The sequence below is a fragment of the Ochrobactrum sp. PL_is501 genome (genome assembly GCF_055816895.1).
On the sequence record NZ_JBVPGR010000040.1, the window covers coordinates 210083 to 232970 of the forward strand.

Genomic DNA, 22888 nt, shown 5'->3' on the forward strand with positions numbered 1-22888 from the left:
CCGTCATGCTCGGAGCATTTTGCAGCCAAATGGAAAGTTTGGCGTCGCATAAATGCGGTGAATACAAATATTGAGAGCGCGTTTTGTCTAATGTTATCAGGCCGAAACGCGCTCTATCGTTTTCGACACTGGATCGGCGATCAGAAGGCGCGGATCGCGAGCAAGCCACAGCTTCACTGTCAGCCCCTCATCGCCATTGGCTGCCTTCGGTTCCAGTTCCAATGTCTTCTCCGGCTCAAGACCGGAATCCTTCATCCAGCCCAGCATCTGCTCATCGCTGAAACCAAGCCGCAAATGGGCGTGTTCCTCGCGCAGAAACTCAAGCCTGTGCGGCGCAAAATCGACGATCAGCAGCCGTCCATTGGGGCGCAGGGCCCGCGCGCCCTCCCGGATCGCAGCCAGCGGGTCATCGAGAAAGTGCAGAACCTGATGAATGGTCACCAGATCGAAACTCTCGCGCTCGACTGGCAGCGCATAGACGTCGCCCTGACGAACCTGGGCATTGCCGATGGCCGCCAGATCGAGATTGGCGCGCGCCACGGCCAGCATGTCGCGATTGATGTCGATGCCGACACCGCGCAGGTAAAGCGGCGCAAAAAGCTCCAGCAAGCGACCTGTTCCAGTGCCAACATCCAGCATGGCCTGAAACGGCTTATCGCCGACAATCTTCTTGAGCGCGACCTCGACCGCATCCTCGGAAACATGCAGCCTGCGAATCTGATCCCAGCTTCCGGCATTGGCGCTGAAATAGGCGGCGGCCTTTTCCTGACGGCTGGACTTCACCTGTGACAGCCGCTCCATGTCGCGCTCAACCAGCGCATCGGCACTGTCCAGACGCGCCAAAAGACCACGTGCGAGATCGCCGCTGATCGCATTGTCGGCGAGACGGAAATAGGCCCATGCGCCTTCCTGATAACGATCGATGAGATCAGCTTCGGCCAGCAGCTTCAGATGACGCGAAACCCGCGGCTGCGACTGACCCAATATCGTCGTGAGGTCGGAGACGGTCAGGTCGCCCCGCGCCAAAAGCGCCAGAATGCGCAAGCGGCTTGGCTCTGCCACCGCTTTCAACACATCCACCATCTGATCGAGTTGCAGCTGCAAACCGCTCATCGCTTGCCCTCGAGCTGAATAAAAGACATAAAGATATGTTTATATGAAAAACAATTTCGGCGCAAGAACTTTTCATGCACAATGGCTGCGACAGGGGATTCGCGATCACGCAATAGAGCGCGTTTCGATCTGACTGGATCAGACCGGCGCTCTAACTATTTATTTTACCGCGCATTTTTTCCGAAAACCGTTTCCCGCTTTTCGGAATGCGCTCTAACGGAACGAAAGCAATGCGCGCAGGCACCAACCGCCAGAAGGCAATCGCCAAATCGCTGACACTTCTGCTTCCGGCTGTCCCCTATTCGGACTCCGAGCCTATTCGGGCCGCAGCACTTGCCCCGCACATGAAAACGCTGCCGCCGTCCACTGCCGTATGGCTGGCGACCGTTGCGCATGTGCGCCACACCCATACGGATTACGACGCGCTGCGGGACGAAGGATATGACAAGGATTCCGCGCGCTTCTTCGTGCTGGACGCGATCAATGCCAAGCTGACGGAATGGCGCGCAACCCGGCTCGTCTCGCCGGAGGACGACGAGGCGATGCAGATATAAATCAGCTAAGGCGAAACGGGTTTATCGTATGGCTGATCCGCACTTTGCGCGTGAAAGTTTTACCGTGAAACGCCTGGGGCCGACCAGCCCCTCAGGCATTGGCATTGTAACGGTTGCGGCTTTCAGCCTGCACCGCCCGACCACAACATCGTAGGTGCCAAAATCTTCGCGCGGAGTAACGCTCTTGATGGCCTGGCCGGGAAACCTCTTTTGCACGGCTTCCGTCACTGCGGCCACTTCACGAGCCCGCTCGATGTCAGGCGCCAATACCGCATGCGCCGGTTGCGCCAATGAAAACAGCGTGAATAAAGTCAGCAGACGTTTCATGATCATGAGGCCCTCAATTGACACAGTATAACCAATTCAGAAAAAGCGGCCGCCATCTGCATCCAAGCTCAGGATCATCATGATCCTGAGCTTGGACAGTTTCAGCAAAAATTTGGCAGGACTTCAGTTCACTGAGCTTGCCCCCTGCAAATAGCCATGCTTGCGTGGATCCGGCATGAAGACACTGACGATGAAGACAATCGCCATGATGACCGTCACATACCAGAAGAAGCCGCTTTCCATGCCCTGCTGCTTGAACCACAGAGCGACATATTCCGCCGAACCGCCAAAAATGGCGTTAGCGATGGCGAAGGAAAAGCCGACGCCCAGCGCCCGTACTTCCGCCGGAAACAATTCCGCCTTCACGATACCGCCGACTGAAGTGTACATGCTGACGACTGCCAGCGCGATCACGATATAGACGAAGGCCCAGATCGGGCTCTGCACCGAACCGATGAGTGTCAGGAGGGGGATTGTCGTGAAAATCGATATACCGCCAAAGCCTATCATCATGGCTTTGCGACCAATTTTGTCGGAAAGCGCGCCGAATAAAGGCTGCATCAGCACATGAACCAGTAGCACTAAGGTCATGACCTCACTAGCAACTTCGTTGCTCATACCAGCCGTATTAACCAAATATTTCTGCATATAGGTGGTGAAAGTATAGAAGGCGAGCGAACCACCCGCTGTAAAGCCGACAACAACCAGACATGCCTTGCAATGGTTCGCCCAGAGATTGGCTAAAGAACCTGCCGCCTTATTGCCGCGTGTCGCTTCCGTGGTGGTTTCATGCAGCGCACGCCGTAGATAAAGCGCAACAATCGCCGCCATACCGCCGAGGAAAAAAGGAATGCGCCAGCCCCAGGCATGGAGTTGCTCTGATGTTAGAAAGAGCTGGAGCAAAACAATGACCAGAACCGCCAGAAGCTGACCACAGGCCAGCGTCGAAGACTGGAAAGATGAGAAAAAACCACGACGACCGGCAGGCGCCACCTCACTCATATAGGTTGCGATCGTGCCATATTCACCGCCAACCGATAGGCCCTGCAACAGGCGCACGAGCAAAAGCAGGACGGGCGCCAGAACACCGATCGATGCGTAAGTCGGCAGAATGGCGATAGCAAAAGAGCCAAAGCACATCATAGTGACGGAAATCAGCATGGATGTGCGGCGACCAAGCCTGTCGGCAATGCGACCGAACAGCCAACCACCGACCGGGCGCATCAAGAACCCGGCAGCAAAGATCGCCGCCGCATTCAGGAGCTGGCTTGTCTGATCTTCAGCCGGGAAGAACTGTGGTGCGAAATAAAGCGCACTGAAAGAATAAACATAGAAATCATACCATTCAACCAGATTGCCAGAGGCGCTGGCCACAATTGCAGAGATGCGGCGCCGTGTATCATGCACATCCTGCCGCGCTTCAAACAAACCATCCGCATCGATATGCGATATTGCATTATTCATATATAAAAACTCCAAAAAATACCGGCATCCCCTGTCAAATCACAGCAACATAGCAGGAAAAAACATCCTGCCAGAATGCTGCGCAAGAAGAGCAACGCCAGGGCGCGGGACGATAAAAGTAAAATCTAATGTATGTAATCATTGACACCCGGACGCATCGCCCTTCCGAACCGAGCCTCTCTGCATTTTATCATAGTGCATTGAATTACATAATAAAAATACAACTGACTAAAATATACATCGTGGCGGCCATCGATCACATGGAAGGCAGATATCCGCAGCTATACGATCAATGCATGTGCAAAACTATAAAATTTCGCGGGAAATGCAACAATAGATTGCCATCGCATGTAGACAGATAATGCGACGCAACCCACTGCCTGTAGGCGTCAAGATAAGGCGCACCGAACAACTGCATTCATCCTTAAACTTCAGGCATTGCTTGCCAACCATTCCTTCATGAACATTCTTCCAGCAAAAAGGCCGGTGCAATGCACCGGCCCTGATAAGTCACCGCGTCAGCGGCTTGTAGGTAACCCGCTTGGGGTTGACGCTATCCGGCCCGAGACGACGGATCTTGTCGGCTTCATAGTCCTCGAAGTTGCCTTCGAACCATTCGACGTGGCTATCGCCTTCGAATGCGAGGATATGCGTTGCCAGACGGTCGAGGAACATACGATCGTGGCTGATGATAACGGCGCAGCCAGCGAAGTTTTCCAGCGCATCTTCAAGCGCGCCGAGCGTTTCCGTATCAAGATCGTTGGTCGGTTCGTCGAGAAGCAAGACATTGCCGCCAGACTTCAGCATCTTGGCGAGGTGAACGCGATTGCGTTGACCCCCGGAAAGATTGCCGACTTTCTGCTGCTGGTCGCCGCCCTTGAAGTTGAACGCGCCGCAATAAGCGCGGGAGTTCATTTCAAACTTGCCGAGCTTGATGACGTCATTGCCGCCGGAAATCTCTTCCCAGACAGTCTTGTTGGCGTCAAGCGCGTCGCGGCTCTGGTCCACATAGGACAGATGAACCGTATCGCCGATGCGAACCGATCCGTTATCCGGCTGTTCCTGACCCGTCAGCATCTTGAAGAGCGTCGATTTACCGGCGCCGTTGGGGCCAATCACGCCGACAATGCCGCCCGCAGGCAGTTTGAAGCTCAGATCGTCGATCAGCAGGCGGTCGCCAAAGCCTTTCGATATGTTCTCGACCTCGATAACCACCTGACCAAGGCGCTCGCCCACCGGAATGATGATCTGCGCATCGCCCGGACGGCGTTCTTCGGCGCTTCTGACCAGTTCGTCATAGGCCTTGATACGCGCCTTGGACTTGGCCTGACGCGCCTTGGGGCTTGCTGAAATCCACTCGCGTTCACGCGACAGCGCCTTTTCGCGAGCCGCTTCTTCGCGGCCTTCCTGCGCCATGCGCTTGGCCTTGGCTTCCAGATAGGCGGAATAGTTGCCCTCGTATGGAATACCGCGACCGCGGTCGAGTTCGAGAATCCAGCCCGTCACATTGTCGAGGAAGTAGCGGTCGTGGGTGATGATCAGAACGGAACCGGGATATTCGCGCAGGTACTTTTCAAGCCATGCGGTGGTTTCGGCATCAAGATGGTTGGTCGGTTCGTCGAGAAGCAGCAGGTCGGGCTTCGAAAGCAGCAGCTTGCACAGCGCCACGCGGCGCTTTTCACCGCCCGAAAGCTTGGTCACGTCCGCATCGCCCGGAGGGCAGCGCAACGCTTCCATGGCCATCTCGACCTGGCTTTCCAGATCCCACAGGTTCTGGCTGTCGATGATATCCTGAAGCTTGGCGCCTTCGTCGGCGGTTTCGTCGGAATAGTTCATCATCAGTTCGTTGTAACGGTCGATGATCGCCTTCTTGTCGGCGACGCCTTCCATCACATTGCCGAGCACATCCTTGGACGGATCGAGCTCCGGCTCCTGCGGAAGATAACCGCAGGTAGCACCTTCGGCGAGCCACGCCTCGCCGGTATATTCCTTGTCGAGACCGGCCATGATCTTGAGCACGGTCGACTTACCGGCGCCGTTCGGGCCGAGAATGCCGATCTTGGCGTCAGGGTAGAAGGAGAGATGAATATTCTCCAGAATCTTCTTGTTGCCATAGGCCTTGTTGAGGCCGGACATGTGATAAATGAACTGGCGTGCCATAAAGCGCGTCGTCTCCGCAGGTTGAGAAGCGCGGGTCGCCGATCGTGCGAACCGCGCGGAAATTGCTGACGCGTATGTAGGCCAAATATGCCCCGGAAGCAAACGCCAACCCGCGAACTGGAAGTGGTCGGAACCACCAGTCCGTATCTGATTGTGAAACACATATAATGAAACCGGGCGCGGATATTTCCGTCACCCGGTTTCCCCTCTGGCCACCGTCCGCGAAAGTTTCCTCCCTTTCATCGGACGGCCTGCAAGTTATGACGTGAATTCTGTCTCTCGACGCCCCTGAATGCCCTTCAAAAACCCGTCTGCAAAGCTAGATTTGCCCAAGTTTTTGCGCTTTTCAAGCAGAATCTGCACAAAAAACGCGGTTGCCTAAAATTCATACACCCGCCGTTCAAATGCCTGTTTAAGCGACGCCGCATCAGGGGAGATTGACTATTTGCACGGCATAAAATCAGATGGCGAAATGACATTCAAAACCATTCACCGTCTGCCGATCTCAGACAAATCAGAACTTCCGTTCCGCACAGTTCGCGCCGGTGCGCCGCGAGCGGTCGTCCAGATATGTCATGGCCTTGCCGAACATTCGGCGCGATACGAACGCTTCGCATCCGCACTCGCTGCGGCTGGCTGCCACGTCTACATTCATGACCACCGGGGGCATGGCAGCAATATCGGCGCGCATGCGCCTAGGGGAATGTTCGCGCCAAAGCAGGGGCATATCGTGGCCATCGGGGATGTCCGGGCGCTCAACCGCCACATTCACGAGAACCATCCGGGCTTGCCGGTCGTTCTTTTCGGCCACTCCATGGGCGGACTGATCGCGCTGAACTATGTGCTGGATCACGCCGACACGGTCGATGCGGCGGCGATCTGGAATGCAAATTTCGATGGCGGAGTGGAAAGCGCTGCCGCCCTTGCGCTTCTTTATATGGAGCGCATGCTGAAAGGCTCGGACGTTCCGAGCAGCATCCTGCCGAAAATGACCTTCCGCGCCTGGGGCCGATCCATAAAGGGCCACCGCACGCTGTTCGACTGGCTTTCGCACGATACAGCCGAGGTCGATGCCTATATCGCCGATCCGCTGTGCGGCTTTGATGCCAGTGTGGCGCTGTGGATCGACATTTTCCGGATGATCCGGCGCGGCGCCGACGACCGCAACTTCTCAAAGGTTCCGCGAGACCTGCCGTTCAATCTGGTTGGCGGCGCGGAAGACCCGGCAACGGCAAACGGTGCGGCAGTGCGCAGGCTGGCGGAGAGAATGCGGAAGATGGGCTTCAAGCGTGTCGATTGCACGATCCTGCCCGGCACCCGCCACGAAAGCCTCAACGAGATCAACCGGGATCAGGTGACGCAGAATTTTCTGGATTGGCTGGGGCAAGCTCTTCCGTATCCGCCAATGTCCGGCTAAAACGGCGGTCAACCGATTAATCGAGCTATTGGGCCAAAGCTCACGATTACTTGAACCGTCTTGGCTTTGCCATGCAATCAATGCTATGCAGCGCGCCTTGCGCACTATCGGGTTTCCCGCCCAAAAGCCGGGCTTAAGCAGATAGCGCGAGGAACAAAGGAACACCCCGCTTGGACACACCGACGATTTCTGTGGTTATCCCCTGCCGCAATGAAGCCGACAATCTTGCCTTTCTGCTGGATGAAGTCGATGCCGCCATGCAGGGCCGCGCATATGAAGTCATCGTCGTCGACGACGGTTCGACAGACTCCACCAGCGATGTGCTCGCAGGCCGCATCCATGCGGGCAAGCCGCTGCGCCATCTGCGCCATGACCGCTCGTCGGGCCAGAGTGCGGCTGTGCGCTCCGGTGTTTTTGCAGCGCGCGGCAAGATCGTCGTGACCATGGATGGCGACGGGCAGAACAACCCCGCCTATCTCCCGGTGCTGGCTGACGCCTTGATGAAGGCGGGGCCTGATTACGGCATTGCTGCCGGACAGCGCCTCAAGCGCACCGATACGAAACTCAAGCAGTTGTCTTCCCGCTTTGCCAATAATCTGCGCGGCGCGATCCTCAAGGACAAGACGCGTGACTCCGGCTGCGGCCTGAAAGCGCTGCACACCGACCTGTTCCGGCAACTGCCTTTCTTCGACGGCTGGCATCGCTATTTGCCCGCACTGGCGCTGCGTGAAGGCTACGACGTGGTGCATGTGGATGTGGTCGACCGCGAACGCCGCCACGGCAAATCCAATTACGGCATTCTGGACCGTGGAATGCGCGGCATTCTGGACCTCTATGGCGTCTGGTGGCTGCGCAAGCGCCGCAAGGTCGTTCCTCGCGTAAGAGAGATCACCCATGACTGATATTTTCAACAGCCTGTCACAATGGCTGCACGATGTTTTCGTGGCGCAGTGGGACGGCTGGATCGTGCTGGGCTTCGTCGCGCAGGCTTGCTTCACCATGCGCTTCGTCGTGCAGTGGCTTGCGTCCGAAAAGGCGAAGCGCAGCGTCATGCCGGTCGCCTTCTGGTTCTTCTCGCTGTTTGGCGGCGCTTTGCTGCTGATCTATGCAATCCAGCGCAAGGACCCTGTCTTCATTGCAGGGCAAGCGCTTGGCCTGATCGTCTATATCCGCAATCTATGGCTCATCGCCAACGAGAAAAAGCGGCTGACAGCCGGGGAGTAAACTCCCCGGTATTTCATTCAGATTGGAAGCGTGCGCCCCACCGAACGGTAATCAAGTCCGGTGCCTGCAATATCTTCGGCCTTATAGACATTGCGCAGGTCAATCAGCACATTTCCGGCCATGGCGCTGGCTATCCGTTTCAGATCGAGCGCACGATAGGCGTTCCATTCGGTCAGCAGAGCCACGACACCCGCACCCTCTGCCGCTTCATAGGCTGAATTGCACCAGACAACATCGGGCAGCGCCACCTTGGCTGCATCCATGGCTTCCGGATCGTGCGCCTGCACCTTGATCCCGGCTGTCTGAATAGCCGCGATAATGTCGAGCGCAGGAGACTCGCGAATATCATCGGTGTTCGGCTTGAAGGCGACGCCCAGAACCGCGACCGTATCCGCGCCGCTTTCCTTGGCGGCGGTCACGATCCGCTCGGCCATGGACTGCTTGCGCGTTTCATTGACCGCAATCACCTGCTCAATCAGCGACTGCCGCGCGTCATATTTCTTGCCAGTTGCAGCAAATGCGCGCGTGTCTTTCGGGAAGCACGATCCGCCAAAGCCCGGTCCTGCATGCAGGAACTTGGAACCAATGCGGTTATCCATGCCGATGGCGCGGGCCACTTCCTGCACATTGCCGCCGGTCTTTTCGCAAAGGTCGGCAACCTCGTTGATGAAAGTCACTTTCATGGCCAGAAAGGCATTGGCCGCATATTTGATGATTTCCGCATTTTCGAGCGACGTGACGACCATCGGCGTTTCACGCAGGTAAAGCGGACGATAGAGGCGCTGCATTGCGCCCTTGCCGCGCTCGTCCTCCACGCCGACAACCACGCGGTCAGGCCGCATGAAGTCCTCGATTGCCGAACCTTCCCGCAAAAACTCCGGATTGGACACCATCGAGAACGGCACGCCCGGATTGGCAGCCTTGATACGGTCGCGTATGCGCGCATTGGTGCCAACCACGACCGTCGACTTGATGACGACCACGGCACCGGGCTTCATGGCGGCAGCGATTTCATCCGCAGCCGCCTCGATATATTGCAGGTCTGCCTCGCCATCACCGCGACGCGACGGCGTGCCGACCGCTATGAAGATGACATCGGCATCCGCTACGCTTGCTGGAAGATCGGTGCTGAATTCCAACCGGCCATCGCGAATGTTGCGGGTCATCAACTCATCGAGCCCCGGCTCGAAGATGGTGACCTTGCCGGCCTTCAGCCGTTCGATGATCGACGGATTCTTGTCGACGCAGGTGACGTGAAAGCCGAATTCGGCAAAACACACACCCGAAACCAGCCCTACATAGCCCGTTCCGATCATCGCCAGCTTCATATGTTCAGTCCTTCAGTTTGCCTTCACGAGAGCCTGATTGAGATTCCGGCTCCGGTTTGCCGGAAATGGAGGCGTTAGAGAACCGGAGCATCGTTCACTTAAAGTTACATGCGGACCGGAAGCGTCATACCACGCAATTTTCAGGCTGCCAGAACCGAAATCTCGGTAGGCTCACAACCATTTGTCGTAGTCCGACACCAGCAAATGCAGCGGCTTCTCATTTTCTTCGATGTTCGAAAAGCGGCCGATCGGCTCGCGGAAAATATTGTCTGTCAGGTCATCGTTGACGGTCGAAACTTCACCGATCAGCACATCGCCGCCCTCGCCCCAGAAGGCGTGCCAGTTGCCGGGCAACAGGGTCACGCTTTCACCCGGTTGCAGCTTCAGATGCGCGCCGGCCTTCTGCGTCACAAGGCGACCATCGGTCGCGACCGTCACATCGGTTTCCTCGTCCACGCTGCCGTCCGGCAGCGAGTTGAACAGTTCCAGCACCAGCGTGCCGCCGCCGCGATTGATAATGTCTTCCGCCTTCACCACATGGCGATGCATCGGCGAAAGCTGGTTTTCACGCGAAATCATGATCTTTTCGGCATAGAGCATGCCGCCGCCGCGCTTGAGGTCCTCGGCATTGCCGTTGCGCGTGGTGAAGAGAAACAGTCCGAGATCGGCAAACTTCCCCTGTCCATAGTCCGTAATATCCCAGCCAAGGCGCGCGTCGCGGATTGCACGCGCATCGGACGAGGTGCGCGCCTTCAATTCCTCAGGCGACCAATAGGCGAATGGCGGCATGACGTAGCCGAAAGAGCGAATGAATGCGTCGCTTTCGCGAATGATCTCGTTGATTTCAGAACGTTTCATGGCCACCGACCTCCCATGGAATGAAACAGATTGGGATATGGTTGACGTGGTAACTGGCTTTTAAACCAATTTGCAATCCCGGAAACGTCGTGAACTCGATTTTTGACGTGTCGTCTTTACGCGAAAACCATGTCGCATCCCAATGCGCGTTTAGAATAGTTCAGTGATTGAATCAGGATAACGGAAGCCAGTCCGCAAACCTCGGGAGATGTGGGCAAGCCATTGAGATAACGGGACAAGCCGTGCTTCCGGAAGACAAAGGGAACACCGGATCGCGCCATAGTCGCTGGGAGAACAGCAGAAGGCCGGTCCAAGATGGAAAGCAAGGGTTCGAGGCTATGGACGTTCGCAACGAAATGCTGGGGCTGTTGACCGGGCGCGACCCCAATTTCAGCCTGGAGCAGAAATTCTACACCGATCCTGAATACTACAAGCAGGATCTGGAGAACATTTTCTACAAGGACTGGCTGTTTGTCGGCCACGACTGCGAGCTGCCGAAGACCGGTTCCTACATGACCGTGCAGATCGGCGCTTATCCCGTCGTCATCGTTCGCGACGCACAGGGCGGCATTCGTGCTTTCCACAATTCCTGCCGTCATCGCGGCTCGCGCATTTGCGCCGCCGAAAAGGGCACTGCCGCAAAGCTCGTCTGCCCTTATCACCAGTGGACTTACGAACTGGACGGACGCCTGCTCTTCGCGCGTCAGGTCGGCCCCGACTTCAAGCCTGCCGAATACGGCCTCAAGCCGGTGCATTGCGAAACCGTGGCGGGCTATATCTATATCTGCGTCGCCGATGAAGCGCCCGATTTCGCTGCCTTCCGCAATCTGGTCGAACCTTATCTCGCGCCGCACAACATCAAGGATGCCAAGGTCGCCTTCGAAATGTCGATCGTCGAAAAGGGCAACTGGAAGCTGGTCTGGGAAAACAACCGCGAGTGCTATCACTGCGCCGCCAACCATCCCGAACTCTGCCGCACCTATCCGGAAGCGCCATCGGCAACCGGCGTGCAGGGCGTCATGGAAGACCCCGAGATCAACCAGCTCTGGAAGAATTGCGCCAGCGTCGGCCTGCCTGCACAATTCAACATGTCGGAAGACGGTCGTTACCGCATCACCCGCATTCCGCTTCTGCGCGACGCGGTGAGCTACACCATGTCCGGCAAGGCAGCGGTGAAGAAGCCGCTGAGCGATCAGGTGGCTGGCGGCACGAATATCGGCGCCATGCTGCTGTTCAACTATCCGTCGACCTGGAACCATCTGATGGCCGACCACGCGATTTCCTTCCGCGTTCTGCCGATCAGCGCCGAGGAAACGCTCGTCACCACCAAATGGCTCGTTCACAAGGATGCGGTCGAAGGCGTGGATTACGATCTCGACGAACTGACCCATGTCTGGATACAGACCAATGATCAGGACCGGCAGATCGTGGAGGAAAATGCCGTCGGCATCCGCTCGCCCGCCTATCAGCCCGGCCCTTACTCGGTCGAACATGAAGGCGGCGTGATGCAGTTCCTTGAATGGTACACCAACACCATGACGCCGCGTCTGCGTGGCGAAGCGGCAAAGCTCAGCCGGGTCGCCTGATACTGTAATATGAATCGAGAAGTGAGAAGGCCATGCAGCCTCTGAAATATCTGGATGAGATGCTGCCGTGGAACGACAGGTTGCAGATGCTCGAATGCATCTCGGCCATCGAAGAAGCGCCAGACGTCATGACCTTCTCCTTCAAGACTGCCGAGGACAACTGGTTCCGCTATACGCCCGGCCAGTTCGTCACCCTCGAACTGCCGATTGAACGGGCCGATGGCCTGGGGCCGGTGCTGCGGACTTATACGCTGTCCTCGACGCCTTCCCGTCCCTATCACATCTCCGTCACGGTCAAGGCGCAGAAGGGCAGCATCGGCACGCGCTGGATGCTCGACAATCTGCGCCCGCCGATGAAAATCAAGGCTTACGGGCCGAATGGCGATTTCTCGCTCGCCAACCATCCGGGCGAAAAATATCTCTTCGTCTCTGCCGGTTCCGGCATCACGCCGATGGTCTCCATGACCCGCTGGCTTTTCGACTGCGTCCCGGCAACCGACGTCGCATTTATCAACTGCGCGCGCACGCCAGACGACATCATTTTCCGCCGGGAGCTGGAACTGCTTTCCGGACGCATGGAAGCCATGCGGCTGGCCTTTATCGTTGAGCAATCATCGGCGCGCCATGTCTGGCCCGGCCTGCACGGGCGCATCGACCGCGCCCGGCTGGAACTTCTGGCGCCTGATTTCCTGCATCGCACGGTGTTCTGCTGCGGGCCGGAGCCGTTCATGAACGGCGTGCGCGGCCTGCTGGAAGATGCCGGCTTCAACATGGCCAACTATCATCAGGAAAGCTTTAATCCGGCGAGCGAGATTTCGTCGGTTCCAGTGCCTTCCACGCTTTCCGAGGCGGCTTCACCAGCACCTGCCACCCCGGCGGTAGCTTCCGCCAGCGTCGTCTTCAGCCTTTCAGGTGTCGAAGTCGAATGCACCGAAAACGATACGATCCTGCTTGCCGCCCGCAATGGCGGGCTCAAGATTCCAAGCGCCTGCGAGTTCGGCATCTGCGGCACCTGCAAGGTGAAGTGTCTCGGCGGTGAAACCGAAATGAACCACAATGGCGGCATCCGCGATGACGAGATCGCGGAAGGCTATATCCTCGCCTGCTGCAGCCGCCCGCGCGGCCGCGTGGAGATCGATGCCTGACCTTGCAGTCACAGCACGAGTTCTGGAAGAGGCTTAGGCTTTTTTCAGAAACTCGGTCCGCAGCACTAGTCCCTTGACCTGCTTGGTGCTGCAATCGACTTCCGCCGGGTTTCCGGTAAGGCGAATGCCCTTGACCAGCGTTCCGCGCTTCAATGTCGTGGAGGTTCCCTTGACCTTCAGGTCCTTGATGAGCGTGACGGAATCGCCGTCATTCAATTGAGTGCCATTGCTGTCGCGGACGATTACATCTGTCATGATGGGCTCCTGTCTGGTTGTCGTTTGAGCCGTCCGTAGCACTCTTGCCGATGTTATACCAGAACACGCATATTTGCTGGTTTCGCGGAAATCGCGTGGGTATAGTCCGCCAAACACCAGCGAAGCGGAGCGCATTATGATCGGTCATGCACTTGTGGTTATCGACGTCCAGAACGATTTCTGCCCGGGCGGTTCGCTGGCGGTTGATCGCGGCGATGAAATCATTCCCACCGTCAACCGGCTGATCGAGGAAAGCGAGAACGTCATTCTCACGCAGGACTGGCACCCGGCCAACCATTCAAGCTTCGCCTCCACCCACCCCCGCGCCAGGCCTTTCGATACGATCGAAATGGCCTATGGCCTGCAAACGCTCTGGCCCGACCATTGCGTGCAAGGCAGCCACGGCGCGGATTTCCACCCCGACCTGCAATGGACGCGGGCACAGCTTGTCATCCGCAAGGGCTTCCGCATCGGCATAGACAGCTATTCCGCATTCTTCGAAAACGACCATAAAACACCAACCGGCCTTGGCGGATATTTGCGCGAACGCAATATCGGCTCGCTCACGCTCGTGGGGCTGGCCACCGATTTCTGCGTCGCCTATTCAGCGCTCGATGCCATGGCACAGGGCTTTCAGGTACGCGTCCGTCTCGATGCCTGTCGCGGCATCGATCTCAACGGCTCCATGGACATCATGCTGCAAAAGATGAAACAGGCCGGCGTCGAACTGATCGACGAGCCTGTTTCAGCATCGCACTTACTCTAGCTCGCCGTCCGGCATCGCCACGAAGATAAGCACGGCGATGATGGTGATGAAGAACCGGAACGCGGATTCGATCCCGTTCCAGGTTTGCGACATCCACATGCCGAACCATTCTCCGCCAACGGACATGAAGCCCACCTGCCAGACCAGAAAGCCGAGCGACAGACCGGCAATGGCCCATTTCTTGGAACGATTGAAGCTCACCGCGCGGTCGCTCAACCGGCCGAGCATGGCAAAAGCCCCGATCCAGCACAGGATTGCCGTCAGTGTTTCCGCCGCGATGATGAGAATATAGGCGGCATTATGCAGCATCGGATTATCGATGGCACGATACTTGATCGTAGCATCTGGAAAGATCGTGTCCATCATAAGGACGTGCTGCACAAATCCGAAATTGGTGTCGTAGTCTGTGATGTTGCCGAACGAAACCAGCGTTGCGAAAAAGGCAATCGCCGCCACAAGGGCTGTTTTGCTCAACCGTGTTACTACCATGGAAATCCCCTTCCCCCGAATTGATCGCAGCGCACCGAAAACGATGTCGCTCGCATTCGGTGATGGTCCTCAACTGCGGCGATTCGGTCAAGGGCAACAAAAAGGGGCAGCCGAAGCTGCCCTTTTCAATCTTACAGCAGAAGGCAGATTTAGTGCCCCGTGGCTTCTTCTGCGTCTTCCTGCCAGTTCGGATTGAGCCGGTTATAGCGTAGCGACGACATGAAGGAGAGACCGATCAAAGCCGCACCGATAAGGCCGGTGATGACTTCCGGGATATGCACCAGCGTCTGGACATACATGATGACCGCCAGAACGAGGATCGCGTAGAAAGCGCCATGTTCGAGATAGCGATACTGTCCGAGCGTCTTGCGCTCGACAAGCATGATGGTCAGCGAGCGCACATAGAAAGCGCCGATGCCAAGACCGATGGCGATGATGAACAGGTTCGTGGTCAGCGCGAACGCACCGATAACCCCGTCGAACGAGAAGCTGGCATCCAGCACTTCCAGATAAATGAAAGCGCCAAGACCGCCGCGATGCACCATGTCCATCTGCTCCTGCGTCGCGTCCAGCACCTCGCCCAGCCCTTCGACAGCCAGGAAGGTCAGCAGACCGAACAGGGCAGCGATCAGGAACGTATGCGAATGCTCGGCATCGAGCTGGTAGGAGAAGAAGATGATGAGAGCGATTGCGACGCCGATCTCCACCCCTTGCACCGAAGCGAACTTCGACATGCGGCTTTCGATGGCCTTGATCCAGTGCACGTCCTTCTCGACATCGAAGAAATACTTCATGCCGACCATCAGCAGGAATGTACCGCCAAAGGCCGCGATACCCGTATGCGAATCCGCAATCACGCGGGCATATTCATCAGGCTGCCAGATGGCGAGTTTCAGCGCGGAGATCGGATCGGTCCACATGGCAACCGCGACGATGGCCAGCGGGAAGATGATGCGCATGCCGAAAACGGCGATGATGATGCCCCAGGTCAGGAAGCGGTGCTGCCATTCCGGCGTCATGTCGCGCAGGATGCGGGCATTGACGATGGCGTTATCGAAGGAAAGTGAGATTTCCAGAACGCTCAAAACCGCACAGATGATGAAGACGGAGACCATTCCCCCAAAGGTGCCGGTCAATTCATAGCCGAGCCAGACGGCACCTGCGAGACCCAATACGGTGAAAACCATGGGCCAGATGAAATAACGAAGAGTGGCCATTGCAAACCATCGGATTATTATTGTTATCAAACGGAAACAGGCAGCGGGCACCGCACAACGGACCCGCGAAGCGAAATCCGCTTCCCGCATACGTTCTGCCTGACCACTGCTCTTCCCGCCAAGGCGTATCGGCTATGTAAGTAGGCGGCCAGATGCAAACAAGAGAAAGCGTGGCAATAAATTGGCAATTTTGCGGATTTGATGTGTTGAAACATTTCGTTACCGGGGGCCGTTACTAAACCCCAATCCCAAGCACTTCTCCACACAGTAAAATTCCCAAAACATCCGATTTGTACGAATTGTCACGTAGCAAAAACGTCGTCTCAACATAGATTCATAATATGGGCCGCATGCCTCTCTCGGCTACGCCCGTTTCAGGAATGAGGAAATTCAGCAGATGATTGCTCCGGAAGAGCTACAGCGTCGAATAGAGAAAAGACTTGCCGAAAGCAGTTTCTCACAGCCGGAACTTCTTATCCGGAGAGCCCACCGCATGACGCAGGACGGCAAAAATGGTTCTGCCGCTCTCGCCGGCCAGCTGTTAAGGGAAGCCGGGTCGGATATTGGCCTGCGTGAGCTTTCCGATATCATCGACCGCAAGCCCTGGCTGCTCGAAGCCATCATCAGCGGGGCAGGTAAAAAGGGCGGCAATTCCAGCCATCAATAGAACGGTTCCGATTGAGAGTATCCGCCCTGCCGGGGGAGAGCTGCCAATGGGCAGCGTCGGTCTCTTGATCAAACGGATACTTGGCTTTGAGCACACTCCAGCCAGAGAAAAAACCACTGAAAACAGCAGGGCACCCCCCAATACAAGTATCTGTTTTCTGTTTATTTCCCAAAACGATTAACATATATAGGGTAAAAGATTTGATTCCGATGTATTACCAAAAATGCTAATACATAAAATGAGGGGGTTTTCACAGTGAAAGACGGAAGATCACGTAACCAGAACGGGAATTTACTGTTAAAACTTTTTAGAGACAGTATATTAGCATCAACTGTTTTAATAGGTTCATCAATGGCATCGCTTGCCGCCGATGCCGTGGCGCCACAACCAGAAATTCAGGACCAGCAGCGCTGGCGCGTTATCTTCAGCCCCTATGTCTGGGGCGCATCCTTGAACGGCAGCGCCGGCCTGTTCGGCCGCAGCACCGATGTGAACATGCCGTTTCGCGAGATATTCGAAAATCTCGACATGAGCTTCATGGGCAATGTCGAAGTCAACAACGGCACATTCGGCTTCTACATCGACGGGCAGTACGTCAAGACCAGCCAGGATGAAAGCCTCCGCGATAACGAACTCTCGCTGGACATCAAAACGACAAGCCTGTCGGGCGGCGCATTTTACCGCATTTATGAACAGCAGCTCGAAGGAACGACGCTTTTCGGAGGCCAGCGTGTTTTCGCGATTGAACCGACAATCGGCGTGCGCTGGACAAAGCTCGAAGCGGGACTGGAAGTCGAGCGCTTCAGCGGTTCGCGCAAGGTGGAATGGACCGACCCGTTCATTGGTACCCGCGTCTTCTACGATATCAATGACCGCTGGAACATTTTCGCGGAAGCCGACATTGGCGGTTTCGGGGCCGGAACCAAGCTCAGCGCCAACGGCCAGATCTATCTCGGCTATCGCACGCTGGTTTTCGATGTGCCGACGACATTCCGCGTCGGTTACCGTGCGCTCTATCAGGATTACAAGGACAACGATACGGTTTCGAAGTTCAAGTATGACGTGACCCAGCATGGGCCCGTCATCGGCCTTTCCGTCTCGTTCTGATCGCGATAGATTTGGTCTCACCCGTTCGACCCGCCGGCTCAACCGGCGGGTTTTGCTATTTGCCCCGCTTCAATTGGCGCAACATTGCTGCCGAGAATGGAAAATGATCAGGCTCCGGATCGACAGCTCGTCAGACTGAAATGCGGAAAAAAACAAGCAGATAGAGCAGGCCCAACGATCTGGTTAAAACAGGAGCGGCTCTAAGTAAAATTCAACCACTTCTCCCTAATATTAGCTGGTACTATGCCGGATATCAGAGCGCAGCGGAAAGCAGCTTTCGGGAACGATATCCGCCAGAAATGAGTTGGAGCGGGTCCGATTGACTGGAAGCGCTCCAAGTGGGGGAAGAATGGCCTTTATCTTCGAGCTGCCGATTTACCTGTCATTTGCGGCCTTCGTCATACTCGGAATCGTCTTCTACGCGGTCGGGCGCTTCGCACTGGACATGCTGTCAAAACACGCAGCCAGCGACGCTTTGTCTATTCCGATCGGTGCCTTCATCGGCACCATAGCAACGGCCTGGGCTTTATCACTCGGCTTTGTCGCAGCCGATATCTGGAGCGTCAATTCCCGGGCCGATCAGGCTGTCAGTGAAGAACGTTCGGCGATTTCCCGTCTGATTGGAACCTCCAAAGCGGAGATATTGGCCGCGCCTGCCCTTACTACCGCCCTCACCGGCTATCGCCGCGCGGTGATCGACGATGAATGGCGCGACAAGATCAATGTCGAGCCGGCAAGCTCCGTCGAAACCGCGTTGCAGGACATAAGGCGCGAAATCATCAATCTGGCGCGCACCGATGTCCCCGCGCCCGTAATCTCCCAGCTTATCAACGACTTCGATGAATTGCAGGACGCCCGCAATACCCGTCTGGCTGTCGGATCGACCTCAATCGACTACTACAAATGGTATCTGGTGCTTTCGCTGACATTTCTGACGGCGATAACCATCGCCGCAACCCACGCCGATCGCGTGCGGGCTGGCGTGAAAGCGCTCGTCATCTATTCGCTGACCGCCTCGTTCTGTCTGTGGATTCTGGCAATACATGCCAATCCCTATCAGGGGCTGGAGCGCCTGGAACCGTCCCTGCTTTTCACCAGCCATAAGCAGCGCTAGAATAGCGGGAGATTCTGTCTATTATATCTTACTGAAATTGCACGGAAATTCGGTCAATCGAATACGGAGCAGCGATTTGATAAAACTGCTGGGTGCAGGCGTCCTCATTGGTTTGACCTTCCCGGTTCTACCGGCTTCGGCACAGACCTTCAGCGTCTGCCACGGTTACGAATGCCATTACCGAACCAAGGTTACGCTGACTCCGAAGGAAGAGCAGCGCATCCGCAGCCTTCTGCAAACCGGCAATCGAAGCGCCGATAACGAACGAAAGGCATTGCGGGCGGCGGTGGCGATTTTCGAACAGCGCAGCACCGCGACTATCGGCGTTCGTGACAAGCCTAGAATGCAGTTCGGCAAAGCCCGGATAAGGGGCCAGATGGATTGCATCGATGAATCGACCAATACCGACAACTTCCTGCATTATCTGCAATCACGCGGGTGGTTGAAGCATCACACTGTCGCCCGGCGCACATCGCGTGGCGCTTTCATTGACGGCCGTTATCCGCACTGGACTGCTGTTATCGAAGACCGGCAGGGCCAGCGCTGGGCGGTCGATTCCTGGTACGAGGAAGGTGGCGGGCCACCGGACATCATGCCGCTCCGACAATGGAAGCAGCGCGGATATATGGGCGAACGCTAGAGCCGGTCAGCCTGTCTTTCCTGTAACCACTGCCTTATATTGCGTTACGGGACATTCGCTCGATAGCCAACGGGCATCCTGCCTTGATTGCCGGGCATCACCGAGGGGGACTATCCATGCCGATTTCGAAGTGGTCATTTTCCAGCATCTGCATCACAGCGCTTCTGGCAGGCAGCATGCTCGCCGCACCAATTGCCGAAGCCTGTACGCGTTTCGTTTATCATGGGGCGAGCGATCAGGTGATGACCGCCCGATCCATGGATTGGAAAGTGGATGTTGCGACCAATCTCTGGATCTTTCCACGCGGCATGAAACGCTCCGGCGAGGCAGGCAAGAATTCGCTGCGGTGGACGTCCAAATATGGCAGCGTCATCGCCTCCGGTTATGACATCTCCACAACCGACGGCCTGAACGAAGCAGGCCTTTCCGTTGGCGCGCTGTGGCTGGTCGAATCCGAATATCCCAAATATGACGGCACCACGCCCGGCCTCAGCATCGCGGCATGGGCGCAATATGTGCTCGATAATTTCGCTACCGTCGATGAGGCGGTCAAGAACCTGCGCACCGATCCATTTACGATCGTGACGGACAAGGTGCCCGGCGAAGACAGACTGGCAACGCTGCATCTGGCCATATCCGATTCCAGCGGCGACAGCGCGGTCATCGAATATATCGATGGCAAGCAGGTGATCCATCACGGCAGGCAATATCAGGTAATGACCAACTCGCCGACTTATGACGAGCAGCTGGCGCTCAACGCCTACTGGACCCAGATCGGCGGCACTGTCATGCTGCCGGGCACAAATCGCGCTGCCGACCGTTTTGCGCGCGCATCATTCTACGTAAACGCCGTTCCGAAAACCGAAGATCCGGTCAAGTCGATTGCCAGCGTGTTCAGCGTCATTCGAAACACATCGGTTCCTTTTGGCCTCACGACACCAGACCAGCCGAACATTTCCTCGACGCGCTGGCGAACGGTGGCCGACCAGAAGCGCAAGCTTTACTTCTTTGAGTCAGCTTTGACACCCAATGTCTTCTGGGTCGACCTGAAGAAAATCGACTTTTCAGCCGAGACCGGCAAGGTGAGGAAACTAGACCTCGGCGTCAATCAAACCAACACTTTCAACGGTGTCGTCAACGACAGTTTCAAGGAAAGCGAACCCTTCCAGTTTCTCGGTCTCTGAGCGGTTTCCGCAATTTTTTGCTGAACCATTTTTGGTCCGTTGCGTTAGTTAACCATAACCAACCCAGAACGGAGGAACGACCAATGGACTGGAATCGCGTTGAAGGAAACTGGAAACAGGCCAAGGGCAAGATCAAGGAACAGTGGGGCAAACTCACCGATGACGATCTTGATCAAATCAACGGCCGGCGCGAGCAGTTGGAAGGTAAAATCCAGGAACGCTACGGCATTGAGAAAGACCGCGTGCGTTCCGAACTGGACGATTGGTACAATCGTCAGACCTGGCTTTCATAAAGCTGCATTCTTCACGAAGAGCCCTGCCGCACGGCAGGGCTTTTGATTTTTGCATTCTTATCGGCAGCTATCCACGCGCTGCAGGGACGCCGACAACCCCATCAGGGAAAACGTATAGCGTGTCTGCGTACCACGTGCTGATGTCGCATGCACATTGAGCGTCTTGCCAGCACGCATGGCACGCATCAGCTTTGCCTCGTCGGCAACATTTTCCGCCCAGGCACGGTTGCCCTCGCTGAAAAATGGAAAGCGTGCGCCATCCACCATCACGTTGACCGCACTATCGGCTTTCAGCTCATACCCCATCACAAGTTGAGGGCTGTATTGACCGTCCGCCTTGGAAATAATCACAAAATTATCGCCGTGCCGCACTCCCGCCGGGTGAAAATTGACCGGGACTGTCAAAGCATAGCACTTGTTGCCCGCAAGTTCGGTGTTCTGGTAAACGCCCCAATCGCGGAATTCACCCAAATAACTCGTCTTCGCTGAAGCCGCGAGAGAACTCGCCACCAACCCTGCCAATGCCAGCGCAACGGTGGTTGCATTTTTTCTCATCGCTCAAAACCTCCATTTTGTTGCCAGTTCACGTCACTTAAAAAATTGTTTCATTGCGTTACTATTTCCTTAACGAACTGCTAAAATTTGTTGAAAGTTTGCGGGGAGAACCGGAACGTCAATCAGCAAAAGGAAAACGGCGCGCGTGGGTGCGATTATTGGCAAGGCCCGCACGACAAAACTGCTGAAAGGAAAATGGTGGGCCCGGAGGGACTCGAACCCCCAACCAAGCGGTTATGAGCCGCCGGCTCTAACCAATTGAGCTACAGGCCCCACGCATCCTTGCCCTACCCTAAAGAAAGCCGGGACACAAGCTGTCAAATGCATCAGTTGCCCTAATGCGCACATATTCAGTTGCGAAGCATGCAACCGGGAGCATGTCTCCCGAAAGTGGGAACCGGGTTCGGGATAAAGACATGCGACGAAACAAATACTTAGAGCGGCTCCTAGCACTTCCGCTATTTTAACCGGAGGTTGCATTTGGCGCGCAATTCGAATCTGATATCGTCGGCTCCACGCATGAGAGGGAACTTAAGAAATAAATGATTTCAAAGATAAAGCGGCCAGCCCTTCCGGCACGGCCTGCTCTGCCAAAGCTGCCTCAACTTTCTCTACAGGAGATTTTATGAACAACCGCGCTACCACTCTTCTTGCAACCTCCTTTTCTGCAATCATGCTCGCAGGCGCGCTAACGCTGCCGGCTCTGGCACAGGAGAATCAGATGACGAAGCAGCCTGCGCGTATCGCCGTCACCGGCGAAGGCACCATGACCGCCTCGCCCGACATGGCCATTCTCAATCTCTCCGTGCTGCGCGAGGCGAAGACCGCTCGCGAAGCCATGACCGCCAACAACGAAGCCATGGCGAAAGTACTCGCAGCCATGAAGAAAGCCGGTATTGAAGACCGCGATCTTCAGACCGGCGGCATCAACATCCAGCCGCGCTATGTCTACCCGGACGACAAGAACGGCCTGAAGGAACCGAGCATCACCGGCTATACGGTTTCGAACAGCCTGACGGTGCGCGTCCGCGATCTGGCCAAGGTCGGCAACGTGCTCGATGAATCCGTCACGCTCGGCGTCAATCAGGGCGGCGATCTGAGCTTCGTCAACGACAACCCGTCCGCCACGATCAATGAAGCGCGCAAGCGGGCCGTTGCGGACGCTATCGCCAAGGCGAAGGCGCTTGCCGATGCTGCCGGTGTAGGTATCGGCCGCGTTGTCGAAATCAACGAGCAGACCCGTCCGCCAATGCCGATGCCGATTGCTCGTGCCCAGTTCAAAACCATGGCCAGCGCAGCGCCGGAAGATGCCGTGCCTGTTGCAGCAGGCGAGAACAGCTATAATGTTTCGGTCAACGTCGTTTTCGAAATCAAGGAATAACGACAACTCATCTGGCAAGAGCAAAGGGGCGCACCAGCGCCCCT

24 protein-coding genes and 1 tRNA gene are annotated in these 22888 nt (G+C 56.3%); 14 read left to right on the forward strand and 11 right to left on the reverse strand.

Annotated features, from left to right (window positions below; translation table 11 throughout):
* Positions 1–96: 96 nt before the first annotated feature.
* A complete protein-coding gene (locus AC0TOF_RS20525; protein ID WP_473769615.1) occupies positions 97–1113 on the reverse strand; it encodes an ArsR/SmtB family transcription factor in 1017 nt (338 codons plus the stop codon).
* Between the two features lie 230 nt (positions 1114–1343).
* On the opposite strand from AC0TOF_RS20525, the gene AC0TOF_RS20530 reads away from it, so the two are divergent.
* Positions 1344–1667, forward strand: coding sequence for a DUF2293 domain-containing protein (locus tag AC0TOF_RS20530; protein ID WP_473769616.1), 324 nt, complete (start codon positions 1344–1346; stop codon positions 1665–1667).
* A gap of 21 nt (positions 1668–1688) precedes the next feature.
* Here AC0TOF_RS20530 and AC0TOF_RS20535 read toward each other — a convergent pair whose 3' ends face one another.
* From AC0TOF_RS20535 to ettA, 3 genes are all read right to left on the reverse strand, one after another.
* A complete protein-coding gene (locus AC0TOF_RS20535; RefSeq protein ID WP_473769617.1) occupies positions 1689–1994 on the reverse strand; it encodes a hypothetical protein in 306 nt (101 codons plus the stop codon).
* 123 nt (positions 1995–2117) lie between these two features.
* The gene (locus AC0TOF_RS20540) at positions 2118–3458 is read right to left on the reverse strand and encodes an MFS family transporter (RefSeq protein WP_473769618.1); all 1341 of its coding nucleotides are present in this window, start codon (positions 3456–3458) and stop codon (positions 2118–2120) included.
* Positions 3459–3968: 510 nt separating this feature from the next.
* Complete coding sequence (gene ettA / locus AC0TOF_RS20545; RefSeq protein ID WP_473769619.1) at positions 3969–5618, reverse strand: energy-dependent translational throttle protein EttA; 1650 nt, start codon at positions 5616–5618, stop codon at positions 3969–3971.
* A 472-nt stretch (positions 5619–6090) separates the two neighbouring features.
* On the opposite strand from ettA, the gene AC0TOF_RS20550 reads away from it, so the two are divergent.
* The 3 genes from AC0TOF_RS20550 (at position 6091) to AC0TOF_RS20560 (ending at position 8259) form a co-directional block, all read left to right on the forward strand.
* Entirely contained in the window at positions 6091–7035 is a 945-nt protein-coding gene (locus AC0TOF_RS20550) for an alpha/beta fold hydrolase (protein ID WP_473769620.1), read from the forward strand.
* A 170-nt stretch (positions 7036–7205) separates the two neighbouring features.
* A complete protein-coding gene (locus tag AC0TOF_RS20555) occupies positions 7206–7937 on the forward strand; it encodes a glycosyltransferase family 2 protein (protein WP_122002700.1) in 732 nt (243 codons plus the stop codon).
* Positions 7930–8259 (forward strand): lipid-A-disaccharide synthase N-terminal domain-containing protein, encoded by a 330-nt coding sequence (locus AC0TOF_RS20560; protein ID WP_122002699.1) that lies wholly within the window; start codon positions 7930–7932, stop codon positions 8257–8259. The genes AC0TOF_RS20555 and AC0TOF_RS20560 overlap by 8 nt, the downstream gene beginning before the upstream one ends.
* 17 nt (positions 8260–8276) lie before the next feature.
* On the opposite strand, the gene AC0TOF_RS20565 is transcribed toward AC0TOF_RS20560, so the two are convergent.
* Entirely contained in the window at positions 8277–9587 is a 1311-nt protein-coding gene (locus AC0TOF_RS20565; protein WP_122002698.1) for a UDP-glucose dehydrogenase family protein, read from the reverse strand.
* 171 nt (positions 9588–9758) lie between these two features.
* Positions 9759–10445, reverse strand: coding sequence for a D-lyxose/D-mannose family sugar isomerase (locus AC0TOF_RS20570; protein WP_121982812.1), 687 nt, complete (start codon positions 10443–10445; stop codon positions 9759–9761).
* A gap of 338 nt (positions 10446–10783) precedes the next feature.
* Here AC0TOF_RS20570 and AC0TOF_RS20575 point away from each other — a divergent pair, with 338 nt between their 5' ends.
* Positions 10784–12031 (forward strand): aromatic ring-hydroxylating oxygenase subunit alpha, encoded by a 1248-nt coding sequence (locus tag AC0TOF_RS20575; protein ID WP_122002697.1) that lies wholly within the window; start codon positions 10784–10786, stop codon positions 12029–12031.
* Positions 12032–12063: 32 nt separating this feature from the next.
* Positions 12064–13176, forward strand: coding sequence for an FAD-binding oxidoreductase (locus tag AC0TOF_RS20580; protein WP_473769621.1), 1113 nt, complete (start codon positions 12064–12066; stop codon positions 13174–13176).
* A 33-nt stretch (positions 13177–13209) separates the two neighbouring features.
* Here AC0TOF_RS20580 and AC0TOF_RS20585 read toward each other — a convergent pair whose 3' ends face one another.
* Positions 13210–13431, reverse strand: coding sequence for an alkylphosphonate utilization protein (locus AC0TOF_RS20585; RefSeq protein WP_006467255.1), 222 nt, complete (start codon positions 13429–13431; stop codon positions 13210–13212).
* A 136-nt stretch (positions 13432–13567) separates the two neighbouring features.
* Here AC0TOF_RS20585 and pncA point away from each other — a divergent pair, with 136 nt between their 5' ends.
* Positions 13568–14197 carry a bifunctional nicotinamidase/pyrazinamidase gene (gene pncA, locus AC0TOF_RS20590; RefSeq protein ID WP_122002694.1) on the forward strand — a complete coding sequence of 210 codons (630 nt, stop codon included), beginning with the start codon at positions 13568–13570 and terminating at the stop codon, positions 14195–14197.
* On the opposite strand, the gene AC0TOF_RS20595 is transcribed toward pncA, so the two are convergent.
* The gene (locus AC0TOF_RS20595) at positions 14189–14686 is read right to left on the reverse strand and encodes a DUF2165 family protein (RefSeq protein ID WP_473769622.1); all 498 of its coding nucleotides are present in this window, start codon (positions 14684–14686) and stop codon (positions 14189–14191) included. The two genes, pncA and AC0TOF_RS20595, sit on opposite strands and share 9 nt — an antisense overlap.
* A gap of 149 nt (positions 14687–14835) precedes the next feature.
* A complete protein-coding gene (locus AC0TOF_RS20600; RefSeq protein WP_122002692.1) occupies positions 14836–15903 on the reverse strand; it encodes a DUF475 domain-containing protein in 1068 nt (355 codons plus the stop codon).
* Between the two features lie 397 nt (positions 15904–16300).
* Here AC0TOF_RS20600 and AC0TOF_RS20605 point away from each other — a divergent pair, with 397 nt between their 5' ends.
* The 6 genes from AC0TOF_RS20605 to AC0TOF_RS20630 all read left to right on the forward strand — a co-directional run bounded on the left by AC0TOF_RS20605 (position 16301) and on the right by AC0TOF_RS20630 (position 20908).
* The gene (locus AC0TOF_RS20605) at positions 16301–16570 is read left to right on the forward strand and encodes a hypothetical protein (protein ID WP_122002691.1); all 270 of its coding nucleotides are present in this window, start codon (positions 16301–16303) and stop codon (positions 16568–16570) included.
* A 351-nt stretch (positions 16571–16921) separates the two neighbouring features.
* Positions 16922–17677, forward strand: coding sequence for a porin family protein (locus AC0TOF_RS20610; protein WP_473769623.1), 756 nt, complete (start codon positions 16922–16924; stop codon positions 17675–17677).
* 349 nt (positions 17678–18026) lie between these two features.
* Complete coding sequence (locus AC0TOF_RS20615; RefSeq protein WP_473769624.1) at positions 18027–18791, forward strand: bestrophin-like domain; 765 nt, start codon at positions 18027–18029, stop codon at positions 18789–18791.
* 79 nt (positions 18792–18870) lie between these two features.
* On the forward strand, positions 18871–19431 hold the full coding sequence (locus tag AC0TOF_RS20620) for a hypothetical protein (protein ID WP_473769840.1): 561 nt from the start codon (positions 18871–18873) through the stop codon (positions 19429–19431).
* Positions 19432–19607: 176 nt separating this feature from the next.
* On the forward strand, positions 19608–20615 hold the full coding sequence (locus AC0TOF_RS20625; RefSeq protein WP_473769841.1) for a linear amide C-N hydrolase: 1008 nt from the start codon (positions 19608–19610) through the stop codon (positions 20613–20615).
* Positions 20616–20698: 83 nt separating this feature from the next.
* Positions 20699–20908, forward strand: a complete 210-nt coding sequence (locus AC0TOF_RS20630; RefSeq protein WP_006467262.1) for a CsbD family protein — start codon at positions 20699–20701, stop codon at positions 20906–20908.
* 57 nt (positions 20909–20965) lie between these two features.
* Here the strand turns inward: AC0TOF_RS20630 and AC0TOF_RS20635 are convergent, their stop codons facing one another.
* Together AC0TOF_RS20635 and AC0TOF_RS20640 are read right to left on the reverse strand one after the other, a co-directional pair.
* On the reverse strand, positions 20966–21463 hold the full coding sequence (locus AC0TOF_RS20635) for an invasion associated locus B family protein (RefSeq protein WP_122002687.1): 498 nt from the start codon (positions 21461–21463) through the stop codon (positions 20966–20968).
* A 196-nt stretch (positions 21464–21659) separates the two neighbouring features.
* A tRNA-Ile gene (locus AC0TOF_RS20640) sits at positions 21660–21736 on the reverse strand.
* 352 nt (positions 21737–22088) lie between these two features.
* Between AC0TOF_RS20640 and AC0TOF_RS20645 the strand changes: the two genes are divergently transcribed.
* Positions 22089–22844, forward strand: coding sequence for an SIMPL domain-containing protein (locus AC0TOF_RS20645; RefSeq protein WP_473769625.1), 756 nt, complete (start codon positions 22089–22091; stop codon positions 22842–22844).
* Positions 22845–22888 lie beyond the last annotated feature (44 nt).

Bases quoted from the DNA above. Each gene is read 5' to 3' on its own strand.
- AC0TOF_RS20565 (WP_122002698.1), bottom strand. From the start codon at position 9,587: ATGAAGCTGGCGATGATCGGAACGGGCTATGTAGGGCTGGTTTCGGGT.
- AC0TOF_RS20600 (WP_122002692.1), bottom strand. From the start codon at position 15,903: ATGGCCACTCTTCGTTATTTCATCTGGCCCATGGTTTTCACCGTATTG.
- AC0TOF_RS20605 (WP_122002691.1), top strand. From the start codon at position 16,301: ATGATTGCTCCGGAAGAGCTACAGCGTCGAATAGAGAAAAGACTTGCC.
- AC0TOF_RS20645 (WP_473769625.1), top strand. From the start codon at position 22,089: ATGAACAACCGCGCTACCACTCTTCTTGCAACCTCCTTTTCTGCAATC.
- ettA (WP_473769619.1), bottom strand. From the start codon at position 5,618: ATGGCACGCCAGTTCATTTATCACATGTCCGGCCTCAACAAGGCCTAT.
- AC0TOF_RS20540 (WP_473769618.1), bottom strand. From the start codon at position 3,458: ATGAATAATGCAATATCGCATATCGATGCGGATGGTTTGTTTGAAGCG.
- AC0TOF_RS20635 (WP_122002687.1), bottom strand. From the start codon at position 21,463: ATGAGAAAAAATGCAACCACCGTTGCGCTGGCATTGGCAGGGTTGGTG.
- pncA (WP_122002694.1), top strand. From the start codon at position 13,568: ATGATCGGTCATGCACTTGTGGTTATCGACGTCCAGAACGATTTCTGC.
- AC0TOF_RS20595 (WP_473769622.1), bottom strand. From the start codon at position 14,686: ATGGTAGTAACACGGTTGAGCAAAACAGCCCTTGTGGCGGCGATTGCC.
- AC0TOF_RS20575 (WP_122002697.1), top strand. From the start codon at position 10,784: ATGGACGTTCGCAACGAAATGCTGGGGCTGTTGACCGGGCGCGACCCC.
- AC0TOF_RS20525 (WP_473769615.1), bottom strand. From the start codon at position 1,113: ATGAGCGGTTTGCAGCTGCAACTCGATCAGATGGTGGATGTGTTGAAA.
- AC0TOF_RS20625 (WP_473769841.1), top strand. From the start codon at position 19,608: ATGCTCGCCGCACCAATTGCCGAAGCCTGTACGCGTTTCGTTTATCAT.
- AC0TOF_RS20580 (WP_473769621.1), top strand. From the start codon at position 12,064: ATGCAGCCTCTGAAATATCTGGATGAGATGCTGCCGTGGAACGACAGG.
- AC0TOF_RS20610 (WP_473769623.1), top strand. From the start codon at position 16,922: ATGGCATCGCTTGCCGCCGATGCCGTGGCGCCACAACCAGAAATTCAG.
- AC0TOF_RS20570 (WP_121982812.1), bottom strand. From the start codon at position 10,445: ATGAAACGTTCTGAAATCAACGAGATCATTCGCGAAAGCGACGCATTC.
- AC0TOF_RS20530 (WP_473769616.1), top strand. From the start codon at position 1,344: ATGCGCGCAGGCACCAACCGCCAGAAGGCAATCGCCAAATCGCTGACA.
- AC0TOF_RS20560 (WP_122002699.1), top strand. From the start codon at position 7,930: ATGACTGATATTTTCAACAGCCTGTCACAATGGCTGCACGATGTTTTC.
- AC0TOF_RS20585 (WP_006467255.1), bottom strand. From the start codon at position 13,431: ATGACAGATGTAATCGTCCGCGACAGCAATGGCACTCAATTGAATGAC.
- AC0TOF_RS20535 (WP_473769617.1), bottom strand. From the start codon at position 1,994: ATGAAACGTCTGCTGACTTTATTCACGCTGTTTTCATTGGCGCAACCG.
- AC0TOF_RS20550 (WP_473769620.1), top strand. From the start codon at position 6,091: ATGACATTCAAAACCATTCACCGTCTGCCGATCTCAGACAAATCAGAA.
- AC0TOF_RS20630 (WP_006467262.1), top strand. From the start codon at position 20,699: ATGGACTGGAATCGCGTTGAAGGAAACTGGAAACAGGCCAAGGGCAAG.
- AC0TOF_RS20615 (WP_473769624.1), top strand. From the start codon at position 18,027: ATGGCCTTTATCTTCGAGCTGCCGATTTACCTGTCATTTGCGGCCTTC.